This window comes from Mycoplasmopsis ciconiae (assembly GCF_036350065.1).
In the GTDB taxonomy this organism is placed as follows: domain Bacteria; phylum Bacillota_I; class Bacilli_A; order Mycoplasmatales; family Metamycoplasmataceae; genus Mycoplasmopsis; species Mycoplasmopsis ciconiae.
On record NZ_JAZDWZ010000002.1, the window covers coordinates 1 to 16,819 of the forward strand.

The window sequence follows — 16,819 nt, forward strand, 5'->3', positions numbered from 1 at the left end:
TGTTGTTCCCAAGCGTGAGTAAAATTGTTGAATCTAATTTTTGGCTTACTCTCTGCTTCAGAGACAAACATTTTATCTAATAATGAGGTTTTTATTTGAGTTAGAGATTTCAATTTACGCTGATCAAGTGTGATGAGAGAGTTTATGTTAGTTAAGATGCTGGCGATTTTATGTGATTCATTAAAAGAAGGGACAAATGTATTTGTTGTTTGAACAACAGAAATATAATGTCTTGCGTGCCCTGCATATTCAAATTCAACAGAGTTTAATAGTAAATACAAAAATTTAATTGAATATACTGAAGCAGATGTTAACAACTTAATTGCTGATGATTTTATCATAAATTTAAAATCAATTAATTTGTTATCCAATGTAAAATCATCGAAAATAATACATTCACTTTCATCGTGATAATTATCTTCATTTGTATAACCTAATATAAAACCCTTATTCGCTGTTAAAACAGGGATCAAACCCTTTTCTAAAATCTTGCCTTTAATAATGTATTTGTCAGGTCTCTCGTAGTTAAGTAATTTTTCGAAAGTGCATTGTTCCCAATCATTTTCGTAACCTTTAAATCTAATTTCAGGAGCTTTTTTTACTTTTTTCATATCATCACCACCATAAATAATAATAATTATATTTAATATTTTATTAACATAACATTAAGATATATCAATATTTTAATTATTAAACATAAAACATTGATATTGTTTTTGGGTATTTTTTAAAATGCTTATATATAAAAAGATGGAAATTTAAAAACCACAATAGCTAAAGATAAATTAATGTTTTAGAATATTTTTATGTTTAATCTTTAATAAAGGACAATTTATGCAAAGAATTCAAAGTCTATTTTTTCCAAAAATATGAGGTTATGAAATATGACTAGTTTCAAGTTACGAAGGTAAAGAAACATATAATACAGTCACCAAAACAAAAACCAAAAATTCACCACTTATTAAAATCATATATGCAAAAGAACCCTTAAGTGTTCAAGTTCATCCTGATGATGATTTTGCAAAAGAATTAGAAAATCAAAGCAATGGTAAAAGTGAAAGTTGATTAATTTTAAACAAAACTAAAAATGCAGCAATAATAAACGGCTTAAAAGTTAATGATGTGAATTTAATTCAAGAGAATCTTTCGCAAGAATCTCTTGAAAATGTTTTTAATGTTGAATTTATCAAAAAAGGTGATTTTATTGATATTCCCGCCGGTAAAGTGCATGGGGTTGGTTTTGCTAATAGTGGTGAAATAACACTTTTAGAAGTGCAACAAAATAGTGACATAACTTATAGATTGTATGATTATAATCGAAAAGATAATGAAGGTAAACCAAGAGAATTACATATATCTAAAGCTTTAAAAGTAATTAAAAATAATTTTAAAAAACCGCAGTTTTATTTTTGAAATGACAATTGAACAGTACAGACACAACACTTTATTTGGGTCATACCTAAAATTCCTTTTATTTGTGATAAAGAAGGTTATTTAATCAAAAAAGTTAATGGTGAATATGTTGCATTTTTTTGTGAAAGTGATTCATTAATAATGCCTGATAACGCATATGCTTTTATTATGAGTAAATAACTTAAAAATATTGTCTTGTTAATCTTAATTTTTAATAAAAAAACATCTTTATTATTTAAAGCAAATAAATTTTTTTACATTAGATAGTCATTTACATTTTATTTTTTTCCACATTTGTCTATATTTCCACTTTTGTTCCATTTTTATAAAAAAATATGATTTCATGCTTATGCTTAAATAATTTCAATAAAAATAACAAAATAACTTTATAAAACACAAAAAGGCCATTTTTGGCTTTTTTTGTTTTTTTGTTAGACGCTGATAATGAAATTAATTGTGAAAATGTGGCAAAAAGCTAACCACATGCTTACTGATATATATATATATATATAATTAAAATTGGGTATATAAAGGAGGGGTATGAAATACAGCCAAAGTGTAGCTGCGCTTAATTTATTTGAAGATAAAAATAAATTAGATTTTTTAGTGCAAAGTGGCTTAAGATATATGCATTTAGATTTTAGTGACTTTAAATATACACACAGCTTTAGCTTAACAATTTCGCAAGTTGATTATTTAATAGCAACTTATCCACAAATGATTTATGATGCACATCTTATGTGCGAAGAACACGCAAAAATTGTTGAAGTTTTAGCTTCAAGAAAAATTGCTTATATAGCTACCCCACTTAAAAATACATCAATTTCATTATTGAAAGAATATAAACAAAAATACCCGCAAAAATTTGGGCTTATGCTTGAAAAAGATGATGATCTACTCAAAAATAAAGAAATTATAAAATTGTGTGATTATGTAGTTTTAATGACAATTGACAAAATTGGTGGAACTGGAGTTGAACTTAATAAAGATCTACTCAAAAGAAGTGCTTTAGTTAGAGAAATTAATCCAAACATCATAATTTATAGTGATGGTGGCTTAAGATTAAAAAATGCTCATGAGTTTAAAGAACATAATTTTGATGTAGCTGTTGGCGGCTCTATTGTTAATGATTTTTATAACAAAAACATTAATTTTATAGAGTACTGAAAGGAAAATTTTGAATAAAGATAGTCAATTAAGTTTTAAATATAACTTATTTGAGCCTACGACTCTTAATATTGCTGTTTGAGTCACTGCAATTATTTTAATTATTACTTTAGTTGTGGTTATTATTTGAAGATTAAAATTTGATAAAACACCAAAATACAATTTAAAAGAAGTTGGTAGCATTAACAAAGAACTTAATCAATTTGCTATGAGCTTAAGTGCTAGTGGTGATTTTAAGATAATTTATAACATATATTTTGCAAACAAATACGCTAAAAATGATTATAGTATTTTACCTATGTTAATTATCAACAACAAAAACCAAATTTATTTAGTCTCAAATATGATTTTAAATAAACCTAATCAAGAAATTGTTGTGGATCGTTCTTCGTTTTTAGTTGAACTAAGGCAACAAAATAAAAAAACACAATATTTTGATAAAGCAAGACTTTATTGATATAACGATATTTACAAGTACATTAAAAAAGAATTAATATCAGACACTAAAGTTGATTTTTGTAAAATCTTACTTTATAAAAATCCAGGAGCACAAATCAAAAACAACACCGATTTTGAAATTGTAAATATAAATGATTTAAGTGATTTTATTAATAATGATTCAAATTCTTATTGTTTAAGTGATATGCAAATTAAAAATATAATTAATCGCTTTAATAGCATTAACCTACATAAAAATAAAGTTAAAAAGTTGGACTAATGTTGATTAATTTATATATTACAAATAACTTATATAACTTAGCTATAGTATTTTTATTGATAACACTTAATATTATTTTTACATATGTGATTTATCAAAATTTAATATTAAGACTTAAATCAAAAACTGTTGCTATTGATTCAGGGGTGATTAAATTCATAAATCAAAGCAACAAAAAACAAAATTTAATTTATAACTTCAATTACAATAATTTCTCTTATTTTTTTGACCCAAAAAACAAAATTTTAAACTATCCAAAAAGATATTTTAGTGCAAATGATTTAGAAGCTTTTGTTTATGCTAATTTTTTATTTTACATGAGCAAAAATAATATCGCGCCTAATAAAATAGTTCAAATATTAATTAAAAGTTATTACTTTATTAATTTAATCCTAATTTTTGTTTTCTTATTATTGTCTATGGCATTAATTAGTTTGATTTTATTGTTATTAAGCTCTTCGGTAGCTATATTAATACAAATCATATATCAGAGAAAACTAAATTTAGCTTTTGACTCTTCAATTGAAATTCTTAGATTTCATTTAGATAAAGAGCAATTTGTTTTAGGTTTGAAGTATTTAAAAAGATTAAAATACTTTTTTATATTTGAATACCTCAATTGTGGAATACCTCAAATACACACCTTAATTGTTCTATTCAAAAATTGAGGTAAAAATGAGTAAAAACATTGAATTTAGCGATCAAATCAAACCATCTTTAGATGAAAAAGAAAAAGAAAAGATCATAAACTTACTAGTTAGTGTTTATGATCAAGAATATGAAGATGTATCTAAATTAGATGATACAGATTTACAAAAATTATTAATAAAAAGACAAGAACAAAAAATTAGTGATAAAAATAACCCTAATAAATTTTGAATTTATAAAGGGTTACCAGATATTAAATACTACAAAACCAAAACATCATCCAAAGCTGGTGTTTTGGTGGTTGTTATTTTTGTGGTTTTATTATTATCGCTTTTTGTAATTTTTATGTTGTATGCCTTTAAAAATCATGGAGTTATTTAAAATGTCAAAATTATTTCAAAAAGATCTAATGGAATATAACTCAACGCTAAATAATTGAAAAGATGTTGTTAGACATGGTGTTGATTTATTAGTTAAAAAAGGCTGTGCCACACAAGAGTTGGCCGATGCTATTTTTAAGAGTACTGAAGAATTTGGTGCTTATTATGTTTTAGAAAAAGGTTTAGCTTTATTGCATGCAGCACCTGGTCCTTATGCATTAAAAACAGCAACAAGTTTAATTTTGTTAAAAGATTATGTAACTTTTAATAATCAACCAGACAAGCAAGCCAAAATTATTATCACCTTAAGTGCAACAGACTCAACTTCACACTTAGAAATATTGCAAGAATTTTCTCATTATTTCACAAATGAAGAATTTAAAAAAGAAGCTTTAGAAGCTAAGAGTTTACAAGAGTTTGAGCAATTATTACAAAAATATAAATTTTAGGAGCAAATATGATTATCAAAACAGTATGTGGTTCAGGTTTAGGTAGTTCTTTATTAGTAGAGATGAATGTTAAATCTGTTATGGACAAATTAGGATTGGATTATGATGAAGTTTCACACACAAACATCTCATCTTTTAATGCAAATCAAGCGGATTTAGTAGTTGTGGGTGCTGATGTAGCTCCTGCTTTAGATTTTCCTGAAGATAAAAAAATTGTTTTATTAAATATTCTTTCAAAACAAGAGTTAGAAGATAAACTTAAAAAATACTTCAAAATTGATTAATTATTAAATATAAAAACAAAATAAAAAAATACCTTAAAAGGTATTGCGATAGTAATCGAAGATAATTTTTTGGTAATGGATTATAACAACGGTTTTTAAAAAGGCTGCTTACTATTTAAGAATTACCATGTACATACGCAAAATAAAATAAATTAGTGTAGGTCGTTTTATCCCAAAATATATTTTACGTATGTACTACATCGATTTTATTTTTCATAGCAAAATACAATTTAAAGTATTAAAAATTTATATTAAATTTTTTAAATAAGAAAATGTTTTTGTCTACTTATAACTTAAATATTTGGTCTATTTAGGTTATATAAAAATAGACCTTAACATTTTACAACAAAAATTTAAAAGATCACGGGGGTTTTTATGTGATTTCTTGAATTTTTGAAAGCATTTATCGGAGTGCCTGCTTTCTTAGTTGGTTTGGTTACATTAATTGGAGCCTTAATTCTAAGAAAGAAATTTTCTCAAGTTATTATTAGTACATTCAAAGTTATTATTGGGTTCTTAATCCTTGGAGGAGGAGCGGGAGTATTAGTTGGTTCATTAGATAAATTCCAACCAGTATTCCAAGCTGTTTATAAACTGCAAGGTTCAATCCCAAATAATGATGCATTCGCTGGTGTTTTAACAAAAGTGCCAGAAATAGCAACATTGGGAAGTCTTATCATGGTTGTAGCTTTAGTCTTGAACATCGTACTTTCATTAGTTTCAAGATTAAAATATGTATATTTATCTGGACACGTTTTATTCTACATGTCTATAATGTTAGCTGCAGTATTCTTAACATTAGGATTTAAAGTTTCAAATCCTGGTGATTTTGCTGTTATGCTAATTGGTGGATCTACATTATTGGCTTCATACATGGTTATTTCTCCAGCATTACAACAACGTTACATGCGTTTAATCACAGGTAGCGATGAGATTGGTCTAGGACACACAGGTGGATTTGGATACGCTCTTAGTGGTTTAATCGGAGAAGGAATTGGTAAAGCTTTCAAAGGTAAAGTGATATCAACAGAAGAAATTAAATTCCCTAAAGGACTTTATTTCTTTAGAAACACATTAGTTTCATTATCTATAACAATTTTAGTTTTCTATATGGCTGCATTCTTGCCTGCTGGTATTTTATACGAAACTGAAAAAATAACAGCTGAAAACAATAAAGCAGCTTTCGAAATCCTTAAAGATGGTAACTGAGTAGTTACAATGTTTGTTCAAGCATTTATCTTTACAGCCGGAATCGAAATCATGCTTAGTGGAGTTCGTTTATTTATTGGTGAATTAATTCCAACATTTAAAGGAATTTCAGATAAATTAATTAAAAATGCAAAAGCTGCAGTTGACTGTCCTGTTGTATTCCCTTACGCTCCTAATGCTGTATTAATTGGATTCATTTCTAGTTTTATAGCCGGAATTATTGGTATGGGAATTACTATAGGTTTAGCAAAAGCTAGTCTTTTAACAATCGTTATCCTACCAGGGATAATCCCACACTTTTTCTTAGGTGCAACTTCAGGGGTATTCGGAAATGTTCGTGGAGGTATTTTAGGTGCTATTGCTGGACCATTTGTTCATGGTTTAATTATTACATTTGTACCTGCAATTTTCATCTGAGGTGGATGAATACCAGCCACAAACTCTGTTTTACAAGATTTATATGTAAACTCTTTAGACAACGAAAAAACTTTATTTGAAGTTTTATTAAAATCAAAAGTAGACGGAGAATACAATTTCGAAGCTTTTGAAAAATTAGTAGCTCAGGCTGGAATTACTGGAAAACCAGCTGATTTATTCAACGAAGCCAAAGCCTTAGGAGATAAACTTAATGCACTAAACTGAGGAGACACTGACTACATTATTGGTGTTATCCCAGGATTGTTAGGAAGAATTAACAAATACGCTTCACTAGCTGGATCATTAGTAATTTTCTTTGGATTAATTCTTGATGGAATTATTTCATTCTTCGTTAAAAAATCAAAAAATAATAAAAGCCAAAAAGTAGCCGCTTAATATTAACAAAAAATCATAATCGCAAGATTATGATTTTTCATTTTGTTAAAAAATTTGTCAACGCAAATTATAAAGATAATTTATTTGTTTTGGCTTTGTTCGAATTTTACAATTGCTTGATTTAATTTTTCAACTACACCTGGAATTTGATCTCACGAATCTAATGTAATACCGGCAGCATTATCATGACCACCACCATTATATTCACGCGCTACTTCATTAACTAATGGACCATTTGAACGTAATCTACCTCTAACTTTTCCATCTTCCAATTGGATGAAAAATGCTCAACATCTATTGTCTTCTATATTAGCTAATTCATTTACGAATATAGCTGCAGTTAAGGCATCAAAACCAAATTTATCTAAAACATTTTGGTCAGCTTTAAAATATAAAACTCTACCTGATTTTTCGAAATTACTTAAAATATATCCAACATATTTTAAGTCTTTCATTGAACGTTTATTTAATTCTTGCAAAATATTTTTTGGATGGAATCCGTTTTTCATTAAAAACGCCACTAATTCGTGAGTTCTTGCACTTGTGTCTGGATATAAAAATCTACCTGAATCAGTATTGATTCCTAAATAAATGTGTTCGCTAGCTCTTTGTGTAACATTTCAGTTTGAATCAAAAGCTAGTTTGGCAATCATTTCTGCTGCAGCCACATAATGTTCATCAACTCATAAGTAATCATACTCAATATCACTCATATTTGGGTGATGATCTATTCTTAATTTCGCGGTTGTTTTATTTTCGTATAAAAGATTTGAACACTCAATTCTATCTCCGCTTGAAGCATCTACAACCACTGCTAAAGAGTTGTTAAAGTCAATTTCTTCAATATTATCAAAATGATAATTCATAAAATCAAATGTATGTTTTGAATCACCAACTGTATATACTTTTTTGTTTGGATAATTATCTCTAATTAATTGTGCTAAACCAGCTTGACTACCTAAACAATCTCCATCTGGGCGAATGTGATGAAAAATAACAATTGAGTCATATTTTTCAATCGCTTCGCGAGCAACTTTTGAATTTCCTATAATCATTTTTTCTCCTGTTTTTTAGTTAAAATACCTCAAAATCTATAATCAAAAATTAAAAATTTTTTCGAGCATTATTTTAAAATAATTTTACTACAATTCACACTTAAATTCCTTAGCTTTTTTACTAGGTAAAAATAAAAATTTAAGTATAATAAATTAGCATTTATTAAATATTAGCTAATAAAAATGAAAGGAGTTCCTATGTCAAGAAGAGACGCTATCACAGGTAAAGGTCCTCAATTTGGAAACACACGTTCACACGCTATGAACGCTTCTAGAAGAAAATTCAATGTAAATTTACAAAAAATTAGAATTAAAACCAGTTCAGGAACTAAAACATTAAGAGTAAGTGCTAAAACAATCAAAACTCTTAAAAACAAAAATATTATTTTATAATCATTAAAAATTCGAATTTGATCATTTCGAATTTTTTTCTTTTTTATAGTAAAATATAGCCATTATTTTACATATTTATTTAATAAAAAAGTTGTAAAATATTAACAAATTATTAAATAAGGAGAATGTATGAGTGATATTCAATTAGAATCATTAGAACAAAACCCAAGCAACGACACAAATACTCAAGAGCAACAAAATCAAAACACACAACAACAAAAACAAAAAATGACTAAAAAACAGATCATTTTCTTAGTTGCTATTATAAGTGTTATTGTTATTCTTTTAGCTTTATTATCTGTTGAAATCGCATACATAGCTGATTTTTACAGATTTAATGGTACAGGGCAAGATGGACTATTATGAAGTGCATCTCAACGTTTAAATGGTTTATTTGGAACTAAATAATTAAAAAAGTGGGCAACATTGTTGCTCATTTTTTAATCAAGATATTAAATATAATTTAATATAATTTTAAAAACAAGGGTGCCATAAATCTTTTATGGCTGAGAACATACCTAAGCTGATCAGGGTAATGCCTGCGTAGCAACGTTTTATTTTTAAGTATGTTCTCCTATATTTGAATAGGGGATTTTTTATGAAAAAATCAAAAAAAATTATTTTATCATCTTCAGCTTTTGCTGCACTAACTATTAGTGTTTTGGCTAATAGCTGCAGTGTTGAAACACAAAACTCAAAAGTTAAAAATGACAGCGTTGAGCAAATGCTGAGCGACCCACTTTTAGCACAAAAATGAGACTCGGAACTAAAAATTTATCAAAGATACTACAATCCATTATTTGATTTAATTAAACAAAAAGATTTTGCAAATCAATTACAAGATAAGTATAATGAGATAAAAAACTCTTTTCAAGAATTAAAAAACTTACCAGATGTAATTATTGATTTTGCTACAGCTAAAACCAATGAAGCTATTTTACAGTTAAATTCTAATAATACTGAATACGATTTTAGTGCAGTGCCTTATTATTCAATCATTAACGAATACAAAAACAATGAACTTAGCGCTAAACCTGTTATTCAAACTAAAACACTAAAATTTGTCTGAAGCGAAAATGATGATTTAGTTTATAAAGATGGAACAGAAAATGATCCACTTAGAAAAATAGCGCAAAAAATTAATGATCAATATTCTGGTGTGATAATTAATGGAACACAAAGAGAATTTAAAAATTGAGACATTAACCGTGATAAAGATTTATTAGAATTTGATGGTTCAAAATTTAACCGTTTTTATAACAAAAACAATGAAACTACATATGTTTATCGCGGAGCTATTTTAATTAGTGGTGACAAAAATTTAATTGATCAAATAACTGACGCATGAAACAAAAAAGATTGAGATAGGTTTTTAAGTTATGGATTAGTTTTTAGAAATTACAAATCAGGTGGAGATTACAAATACCAAATTAGTTTAATCTCACAGCATTTTAATATCTCTATTGAACAGATAAATAAGCAATTAAGTCAAAACGCTAAAGATAAAAGTAATTTCATAATTGAAGATGTGCCTACACAACTAGGTAAAACTATTAATTACTTAGGTCAAAAAAAATTAGACCGTTCTTTTAATATTGGTTTTGATGCTGAAGGAAGTTTAAACTGAACACTTCCAGGGCAACAAGCTAAGTTTTTTAGTCCTGATAATGATGCAGTAGTTAGAGTTTTAAGTGTAACAAATCCAGCACCTTATGATGTTATGTTGGCAAGAAGCGGAATGTTAGATATTCAAGCTTATATTCTTAAAAAAGCATTACAAAGTTTTAGTGTTGAAGAGAATTTATATGGCTTGTATACAGGGTATAACGCATTTGCGGATATAGACCAAAATTTATTTGAAAGTTTTATTAAAATGCAGCAAGCAGCCGAAGGAGTTGAAGGATTTTCTTACTCAGATGTAAAATTCCCAAAAGATAATGAATAATGTTTTAGAATTTGAAAATGTAACACTTAAATATAAAAACAATAGCGACAATGTTTTAGAAAATATTAATTTTAAAATTAATAGTGGTGATATGGTTGCGATCGTAGGGCCTAGTGGAGTAGGAAAAACAACAATTTTTAATGCAATTCTAAAACAAATAAAACCAAGTAACGGAAAAATTAATTTATTTGGTAAAGATATATACAAAAACACAGCTAAACAGTGACAAAATTGCTTAGTAAATATTGGTTTATTAACCCAAAAGCCAAATTTAGTTTATAGTGACAATGTATTTCTTAATGTTAAAAGAGGTGTTATTGATTATAAAAATAAAATTTATCAATTTTTATCACTTTTAACTAAAGAACAAAAAATGAAAATTTTTGAAATTTTAGATGATTTAAAAATATTGAACAAAAGTTTTGTACGCGTTGAAAATCTTAGTGGTGGCCAACAACAAAGGGTTGAAATAGCCAAATTATTGATAAAAAACACTAAACTAATTTTGGCTGATGAACCAACAGCTAATTTAGACATTGTAATGTCTAGTGAAGTTTTAGATTCTCTTAAAAATTTAGCCAAATCTAAAAATATTGCAGTTATGGTAAATATCCATGACTTAAGTCAACTTAAAAAATATTTTGATTCAGTAATTGTGATTAACAACAAACAAATTCTTTTAAATGATTTATGCGCGAATATAGAAATAGAACAAATAATACAACTGATTCAAAAATAAAAAAAATTACGACTTTTTGAGCGGAAGCTTATGTTTCTGACAAGCAAAGCACCCAATTTATTTTTAAGAGAATTTTTAAATATATTTTTATTTTTATTGCACTATTATTTCTTTTTTACTTTTTAACTTGATTAGCTTTTAAAGTTAATTCCAATGGGATCACAGTTTTTTTAAGACAAGTTAGAAGGTTTTTTTCTCCAACTTCCTCATTTTATGATGAAGATTTACACACAAGTGTAAATATTTGAAACGAATCGTTTTCAAGTTTATTTTTAACAATCAAAAGTGCACTGGTAGGAACTTTTTTAGGGTATATTTTAGCGCTTATAACAAGTTTTATGACTAATAAAACTTTCAATAATAAATATTGAAGTTTTATTAGTAAAACTTTTGTTTTGCTGCTTAGAAGTTTTCCGGCTTTGATTTTTGTAACATTAATTAATAAAACGTTTAACTCTGAGTTTTCTTTATTTTTAATATACTTTTGATTTTCTTGGTTGTGATTGCATAAATATTTTGTTGATATATTAGATAATTTTGATATTAGAATATATCAAAATAGCATAAACCAAGGTAATTCTAAATTCCAAGCTTTTAAAAAAGAAGTTTTACCAAGAGTTATCAATAATTTTAACGCTTTGTTTTTATACAGTTTTGAATCTAATGTCAGATGAGCGGGATTGCTAGCAACTTTAGGGGCGGCAGGAATAGGGCAGCAGATTTATAATTATTCTAGAAACCCATCTTTAATATCAAATTTAATGATTCCGTTGTTTATATTAATTTCGTTTATAGTGATTTTGGAATTTTTAAATATTATAGCTGCTAGATTTTTATTCAGATCGATTAATTTTCAACTAAAAACAACTAACTATAACCGCTTAGCCAAAAGAATAAATTGACAAAGAATTATTAAAGTTTTAATTTTTAGTCTTTTAACAATTATTAGCATTATTTTTATAGTAAAAATAGAAATTTTTTTAAAATCGAATAACTTTAATGTTTATTTTTTAAAATCACTTTTTATACCTGATTGAAGTGCTATAAGTGAAAGTAAAAACAGCATTTTTTACATCTTGGCGCAAAATTATATTTTTTCATTTATACTTGTATTTTTTGTTGTATTAATAAGTTTTGTTTTTGTTTATTACAATATTTTTAGCCTTAACAAAAAAATATCTGTATATTTTTTTAGAACTCTAAATACAATTGTTAGAATTTTTCCAGTGATTGTTATTTATTATTTATTTATACCTTTAGTTACAAATTCTTTTTTTATTTTGATTATGGCCTTAAGTATTCACGAGGCTTCATCACTAATAAAACAACTTGCACACAAGTGTGAAAGTGTTGATGAAAATGTAATTAAAAATCTAAAGATGCAAGGTTATTCTAATTTTAAAATTTATTGTAAATATATCTTACCTTCAATTAAATATGAATTTATCACTTTAGTGTTTTTATATTTTGAATTAGCTTTTAGAAATTCAATAAACTATTCAGTTTTAAGCAGTTATTCATTGTCTTTGGGTAAAGACATATATCAATATTTAGATAATTCATTTTACTTTACAAAAGCCTTTGGCTTAATATGAATAGCAACTTTAAATATTTTCTTAATTAATATTTTTAGCCAAGTGTTTTTAGATAAAGTAATTAAGGGTGATTTATTTAATAAATTAGCCAATAAAATGGTTTTAAAATACAAAAAAAGTTATTTAAAGAATAATTTTTGACAAAGCAAATAAAAAAACAGCTATAAGGCTGTTTTTATATTATTTGTAAATGGAATAATTGAATTGATTTATTTTCTTTTAATTTCTTTTAAACGAGCACTCTTACCGCTACGGTTTCTCATGTAGTAAAGTTTGTTACGACGTGTTTTGTTTGAACGAACTACTTCGATGTGAGCAATAAGAGGTGAGTTTAATGGAAATGTTCTTTCAACACCAATTCCGTATGAAATTTTTCTAACTGTGAAAGTTTCACGTGTCCCTGATTCTTTTTTAGAGATAACTAATCCTTCAAAAACCTGGATTCTTTCTTTTTCTCCTTCACGAATACGAACGTGAACTCTAACGTTATCACCTGTTTGGAATTGAGGTAAATCTGTACGTAATTGTGCTTTTTCAACTAATTCTAAAAATTTATTTCTCATTTTCGATCCTTTCTTTTATTATATCTGGACGATTTTTTAGTGTTTTTTCATATCTTGCTTTTTGCTTCCACTCTTGAATTTCTTTGTGATTACCATTTAACAATACTTGCGGAACTTCCATCCCTTTATATACTCTAGGTCTAGTGTATTGAGGATAATCTAAAAGCCCATCATTTTGAAATGAATCAAACTCGTGACTTTCTTTTTTGATTACGCCCGGAACTAATCTTGCGATAGAGTCAGCTATTACCATGCTTGGCAATTCACCACCAGTTAATACATAATCACCTATAGATAATTCCATATCAACTAATTCAACAACTCTTTCATCAAAACCTTCGTATCTTCCACTTATAAGAGTTATTTGTTTTTGTTGACTTAATTCGTTGGCGATTTTTTGATTGAATACTTTTCCTTGAGGTGTAACCAATATTTTAAAACCACCTCTATCTTTTAATGAATCTAGCGCTAAATCAATTGGTTCTATTTGTAAAAGCATTCCATGCCCACCACCATAAATTTCATCATCAACTTTATTATGCTTACTCTTAGTGAAATTTCTAAAATCTACTACTTCAACTGATAATAAATTTTTGTTAATGGCTTTGTTAATGATACTTTCATTAACAAATGGTTCAAAATAATTTGGAAACAAAGTTAAGAAATTAATTTTCATTATTTACCAGATTTTAATTCTTGTGTAAGTTTGTTACTTCTAAAAAGGTTAGCAACAGTTGTAGTAGGTTGAGCACCTTGGTTTAATCATTTAGATGTAGCTTCTTTGTTAAGAACTAATTCTTTTGTGTGAGGGTTGTAGTGTCCTAAAGCTTCGATGAATTTTCCATCACGAGGAGCTCTACTATCAGCAGCAACTACTTTGTAAACTGCGTTAAATTTACTTCCCATACGTTTTAATCTAATTTTAACCATAAATTATTCCTCCGTTCTCTGTCAAGTAAAAGTGCTTGACAGCAATATGTATAAATTATACACACATAATAAAAAAAGATAAATTATTTTTCAAAATTAACTTAAGTGCATTTTTGCTAAACATTTATTTAAAAAACCATTAATAAATATATAAATATCTCCAAGTTTTTTTAGTTAAAAAATATTGAAAAACAAGGTCTAAATTTTTTTACAAAATATAAATTATTAACCGATTTTTTAGCTTTGAACAACCTTGTAAAAAATTGCTCTTTTTGTAAATAAATTATGGAAGTATAAAATAATTTATTCCATAAATTAAGTTATTTGCAGATTATAGTTTTCATATTTTGCTTTTTTTAACTTTTTTAAAGGTATAAAAGTAAAAATCGAATTTGCACATTTTTTTAAAAAATGTAAAAATATTTATAAGTTGTGTAATTTTCTTTCATATAATTATGACATTTATGACTTGACTAGTCATGCAGAAAAGGAATTATATGAAAAAGAAAAATATTTTTACTTTATTAAGTTCTATGGCATTAATAGGAGCTGCTGCACCTTTTGTTAGCGTCTCTTCTATTGCCTCAGACAATGATGCTGGAAAATATTTTGAAAAATTAAAAACAGTACCACAATTTTCAAGTACTCAATTTTTTAAAACTCGTCAAGAGTTATTAGATTACATTGAAAAATTTAAAGACTTTCTTAATATTGACTACTCAAAAACAAACTTTAGTGAAGCGGTTAATATTAACTATGATCGAAATGTTAAACAATTTAGTAATCCATATTGAGTTTTTAGAAGATTCGCTGAATACGAAAAAGACAGAGATAAAAATTTATACAGACCTGATGGAACACACTCTTATGAAGGAAGATATAGTACAGATTTCCCGGATTGATACTGAAATTATGAAAGTGCAGTTTATTGAGAAGGATCTCAATATAAATATGCAACAAATATCAAAAAATTAATTGAGGACGCAGTTACTTATACTAAAAATTTATTTAGCTTAAACTGAGGTAACTGAGAGGCTGTTAAAAGTATCGCAACAAGCAAAAACAGCCCCACACCTTTAGTTGGGTGAATGCGTTATCACTTATCTAAAAGTGATGAAGATTTTGTAAAGAAAAACTATATTGCAACAATTCAGGTTATGTTAAATGACATAATTTGAGATAACTCTTATCAAGGATTAAGATACGGATTAAATTATGATTTAGTTTCAAGATCTTCTAGAAGAGCTAGAAGCACAAATTCTTCTAGAGCAACAAATAAACAATCAATTTATCACATTGATCTACCAGAAGGTAATGCTAAGTGATCAATCGAAAGATATATACAACAAGATCCTAGAGCTAAATTGTTTAGATTTGTCTCACAAGTAAATGCCTTTTCAAAATATATTTACGATGCTGGTTTAAATCTGCATAATGATATTGAAAAAAATGCAAACACAGGAGCTAACGTAAGATTCAACGCTTCAGCCAACTCTTATAATCAAGCTAACTTAAATTACAACCCTGCACTTTTAGGTTATAACAATGATATTTTTAAATCACCTGTATTGTGACTTTCAGATCAACAAGACAGAGATGCAATTTTAAGTAAATTTAAAAGTATTAGTAATTTTTCAGCTCCTTTTAATGATAGCGATTCAAATCAACCATTTTTAGGGGCAAAATTTAGTGAATTTTACGAAAAATTCTTAAATCAAAACAGAAACTTTAAAACAACAAGTTCATCTTTTGCCAATTATGATTACAACTTTATATTCCGTGAAAATCAGCAAGGGATTAATAGTGCACTAGATACTCTTATGGGTCAAAACGAAAATAATATTATCAATCTTATTGATTGAGCCCAAAGTGAATTACCTCAAAAATTAAACTCAGGAATTGAAAAATTAAATCAAGTAAGAAATTACATTCAAAAATTAAATAATTTTGCTAACGAAATCAAAAGTAGAAATAATCCTTTTACAGGTGCTAATGCTAACAGAGATGCTTTTGCGCAAATTTACATTAACCTTAAAAATAGATTAGTTAAGTATTATGATAATTTCTTTGATAAATTAATCAATGAGGGTTCTTATAGTGAAGATACTAGCGAAATTACTAGAAAAACAGATGAATTCTTCAAAACTTTTGAAATTTTCAAAAAATCTGAAGAAGTTTTAACTAATGCAGCACTTTATTTAAATCAAGCTCGTTATAAAGGGATTGTTTGGTCAAGAATTTCCTTTATGGAATCATCACAAGGTAAAGATGTAAGTAAAGCAACTGACTATGATCAAGCATTATTAAATAAAGTTATTGAAGTTTTAAATAAAATTAACAAAATTGATCCTGAAAACCCAAAAGACGCAAGTTCATATGGAATTGAAGTGGAATTCTTTACAAAAGAGTTTTTTGATGGAACAATTAATGTTCTTAAAAAGGCTCTTGAAACTATTAAAGCTAGAGGTGACAAACCTGGAGGTTTTGCAAAAGGTAAGGAAAATGTAGAGTAATCAGT

General features: G+C 26.9%; 18 protein-coding genes, 1 pseudogene and 1 riboswitch. Of the genes and pseudogenes, 14 read left to right on the forward strand and 5 right to left on the reverse strand.

The window, feature by feature from the left end; all coding sequences use genetic code 4:
* Positions 1-611, reverse strand: a pseudogene (locus V2E24_RS00615) (hypothetical protein); the annotation flags it as partial.
* A gap of 223 nt (positions 612-834) precedes the next feature.
* Between V2E24_RS00615 and V2E24_RS00620 the strand changes: the two are divergent.
* The 8 genes from V2E24_RS00620 to V2E24_RS00655 all read left to right on the forward strand — a co-directional run bounded on the left by V2E24_RS00620 (position 835) and on the right by V2E24_RS00655 (position 7,081).
* Complete coding sequence (locus V2E24_RS00620; RefSeq protein WP_330500494.1) at positions 835-1,593, forward strand: class I mannose-6-phosphate isomerase; 759 nt, start codon at positions 835-837, stop codon at positions 1,591-1,593.
* A 360-nt stretch (positions 1,594-1,953) separates the two neighbouring features.
* Positions 1,954-2,598 (forward strand): beta/alpha barrel domain-containing protein, encoded by a 645-nt coding sequence (locus tag V2E24_RS00625; protein WP_330500495.1) that lies wholly within the window; start codon positions 1,954-1,956, stop codon positions 2,596-2,598.
* Positions 2,591-3,298: a hypothetical protein gene (locus V2E24_RS00630; RefSeq protein ID WP_330500496.1), complete on the forward strand. Its 708-nt coding sequence runs from the start codon at positions 2,591-2,593 to the stop codon at positions 3,296-3,298. The genes V2E24_RS00625 and V2E24_RS00630 overlap by 8 nt, the downstream gene beginning before the upstream one ends.
* Positions 3,298-3,981, forward strand: coding sequence for a hypothetical protein (locus V2E24_RS00635; protein ID WP_330500497.1), 684 nt, complete (start codon positions 3,298-3,300; stop codon positions 3,979-3,981). Before V2E24_RS00630 ends, V2E24_RS00635 begins: the two co-directional genes overlap by 1 nt.
* The gene (locus V2E24_RS00640) at positions 3,974-4,327 is read left to right on the forward strand and encodes a hypothetical protein (RefSeq protein ID WP_330500498.1); all 354 of its coding nucleotides are present in this window, start codon (positions 3,974-3,976) and stop codon (positions 4,325-4,327) included. Before V2E24_RS00635 ends, V2E24_RS00640 begins: the two co-directional genes overlap by 8 nt.
* A gap of 1 nt (position 4,328) precedes the next feature.
* Entirely contained in the window at positions 4,329-4,775 is a 447-nt protein-coding gene (locus V2E24_RS00645) for a PTS sugar transporter subunit IIA (protein WP_330500499.1), read from the forward strand.
* 8 nt (positions 4,776-4,783) lie between these two features.
* The gene (locus tag V2E24_RS00650; RefSeq protein ID WP_330500500.1) at positions 4,784-5,059 is read left to right on the forward strand and encodes a PTS sugar transporter subunit IIB; all 276 of its coding nucleotides are present in this window, start codon (positions 4,784-4,786) and stop codon (positions 5,057-5,059) included.
* Positions 5,060-5,434: 375 nt separating this feature from the next.
* The gene (locus V2E24_RS00655; protein WP_330500501.1) at positions 5,435-7,081 is read left to right on the forward strand and encodes a PTS ascorbate transporter subunit IIC; all 1,647 of its coding nucleotides are present in this window, start codon (positions 5,435-5,437) and stop codon (positions 7,079-7,081) included.
* An 80-nt stretch (positions 7,082-7,161) separates the two neighbouring features.
* Here V2E24_RS00655 and V2E24_RS00660 read toward each other — a convergent pair whose 3' ends face one another.
* Positions 7,162-8,136: a DHH family phosphoesterase gene (locus V2E24_RS00660; RefSeq protein ID WP_330500502.1), complete on the reverse strand. Its 975-nt coding sequence runs from the start codon at positions 8,134-8,136 to the stop codon at positions 7,162-7,164.
* A gap of 198 nt (positions 8,137-8,334) precedes the next feature.
* On the opposite strand from V2E24_RS00660, the gene rpmB reads away from it, so the two are divergent.
* The 5 genes from rpmB (at position 8,335) to V2E24_RS00685 (ending at position 12,961) form a co-directional block, all read left to right on the forward strand.
* Positions 8,335-8,529 (forward strand): 50S ribosomal protein L28, encoded by a 195-nt coding sequence (gene rpmB / locus V2E24_RS00665; RefSeq protein WP_330500503.1) that lies wholly within the window; start codon positions 8,335-8,337, stop codon positions 8,527-8,529.
* Positions 8,530-8,658: 129 nt separating this feature from the next.
* The gene (locus V2E24_RS00670) at positions 8,659-8,937 is read left to right on the forward strand and encodes a hypothetical protein (protein ID WP_330500504.1); all 279 of its coding nucleotides are present in this window, start codon (positions 8,659-8,661) and stop codon (positions 8,935-8,937) included.
* A 64-nt stretch (positions 8,938-9,001) separates the two neighbouring features.
* Positions 9,002-9,097, forward strand: a riboswitch (TPP riboswitch).
* A gap of 30 nt (positions 9,098-9,127) precedes the next feature.
* A complete protein-coding gene (gene cypl / locus V2E24_RS00675; RefSeq protein ID WP_330500505.1) occupies positions 9,128-10,474 on the forward strand; it encodes an ABC transporter thiamine pyrophosphate-binding lipoprotein p37/Cypl in 1,347 nt (448 codons plus the stop codon).
* Positions 10,467-11,213: an ATP-binding cassette domain-containing protein gene (locus tag V2E24_RS00680; protein ID WP_330500506.1), complete on the forward strand. Its 747-nt coding sequence runs from the start codon at positions 10,467-10,469 to the stop codon at positions 11,211-11,213. Before cypl ends, V2E24_RS00680 begins: the two co-directional genes overlap by 8 nt.
* The gene (locus tag V2E24_RS00685; RefSeq protein ID WP_330500507.1) at positions 11,165-12,961 is read left to right on the forward strand and encodes an ABC transporter permease subunit; all 1,797 of its coding nucleotides are present in this window, start codon (positions 11,165-11,167) and stop codon (positions 12,959-12,961) included. Before V2E24_RS00680 ends, V2E24_RS00685 begins: the two co-directional genes overlap by 49 nt.
* A 56-nt stretch (positions 12,962-13,017) precedes the next feature.
* Here the strand turns inward: V2E24_RS00685 and rplS are convergent, their stop codons facing one another.
* The 3 genes from rplS to rpsP are packed head-to-tail and all read right to left on the reverse strand — an operon-like array spanning position 13,018 to position 14,301.
* On the reverse strand, positions 13,018-13,371 hold the full coding sequence (gene rplS, locus V2E24_RS00690; protein WP_330500508.1) for a 50S ribosomal protein L19: 354 nt from the start codon (positions 13,369-13,371) through the stop codon (positions 13,018-13,020).
* A complete protein-coding gene (gene trmD, locus V2E24_RS00695) occupies positions 13,361-14,047 on the reverse strand; it encodes a tRNA (guanosine(37)-N1)-methyltransferase TrmD (protein WP_330500509.1) in 687 nt (228 codons plus the stop codon). The genes rplS and trmD overlap by 11 nt, the downstream gene beginning before the upstream one ends.
* Positions 14,047-14,301 (reverse strand): 30S ribosomal protein S16, encoded by a 255-nt coding sequence (gene rpsP / locus V2E24_RS00700; protein WP_330500510.1) that lies wholly within the window; start codon positions 14,299-14,301, stop codon positions 14,047-14,049. The genes trmD and rpsP overlap by 1 nt, the downstream gene beginning before the upstream one ends.
* Positions 14,302-14,798: 497 nt before the next feature.
* On the opposite strand from rpsP, the gene V2E24_RS00705 reads away from it, so the two are divergent.
* On the forward strand, positions 14,799-16,814 hold the full coding sequence (locus tag V2E24_RS00705; RefSeq protein ID WP_330500511.1) for a hypothetical protein: 2,016 nt from the start codon (positions 14,799-14,801) through the stop codon (positions 16,812-16,814).
* Positions 16,815-16,819: the final 5 nt, after the last annotated feature.